Source organism: Mycobacterium sp. NGS48 (assembly GCF_059812585.1).
In genome coordinates, this window is sequence record NZ_JCALCY010000046.1 from 1 (window position 1) to 925 (window position 925).

The 925-nt window shown below is 63.2% G+C and carries 1 protein-coding gene; it reads left to right on the forward strand.

All coding sequences use genetic code 11. The annotated features are described in order from the left end of the window. Positions 1-918, forward strand: a 918-nt coding sequence (locus AC5Y42_RS23590; protein ID WP_499900981.1) for an IS30 family transposase, incomplete at its 5' end; no start/stop codon positions are given. Positions 919-925: the final 7 nt, after the last annotated feature.

The window sequence follows — 925 nt, forward strand, 5'->3', positions numbered from 1 at the left end:
AAGGAAGCGTTCGGGGCCCGTCAGAGCGGCAAAACCGCGCACGTTGAGTATCGGGCGCTGACCGCGCAGGCCCGCGCCGATGAACGCGCGCGTCGACCCAAGCAGACCAAGCTGGCCGGAAATGACCGGCTACGCGATGAGGTGCAGACTCGGTTAGACGATTTCCATAGCCCCGGCCAGATCACGGCGATGCTGCGGCGCGATTTTCCCGACGAACCGGAGATGTGGGTGTCCCACGAGGCGATCTATCAGGCGGTTTACGTGCAAGGACGCGGCCATTTGCGCCGCGACATCCACCGCTGTTTGCGCACTGGGCGCGCATTGCGCAAACCTCGCAGCAGCCCCGGTGAGCGCCGGGGCCGCATCCCGAACATGATCAACATCAGCGAACGCCCACCGGAGGCAGCTGACCGCGCGGTGCCCGGCCACTGGGAAGGCGACCTGATCCTGGGCACGACCGAATCGGGCTCGGCGATCGGCACCCTGGTCGAACGCAGCACCCGCTTCACCATGTTGTTGCACCTACCCGATAACCACGGTGCACTGGCCGTCCAGGAAGCGATTGTGGCCAAGATGGCGCAGCTCCCGCCGATCTTGCGCCGCACACTGACCTGGGATCAAGGCAAGGAGATGGCCAACCACATCGCTATCGCCCAGGCCGCCAAATTGGACATCTACTTCTGTGACCCGCACTCCCCATGGCAGCGCGGCACCAACGAAAACACCAACGGACTGCTGCGCCAATGGTTTGCCAAAGGCACCGACCTCTCCGTGTTTCCAGCCGACTACCTCGACTACGTCGCGACCAAACTCAACAACCGGCCACGTCAAACACTGGGCTGGAAAACCCCTGCCGAAGCCCTCGACGAACTACTGTCTAACCCGACCAAACCGCCCACTGTTGCATCCATCGCGTGAATCAGCC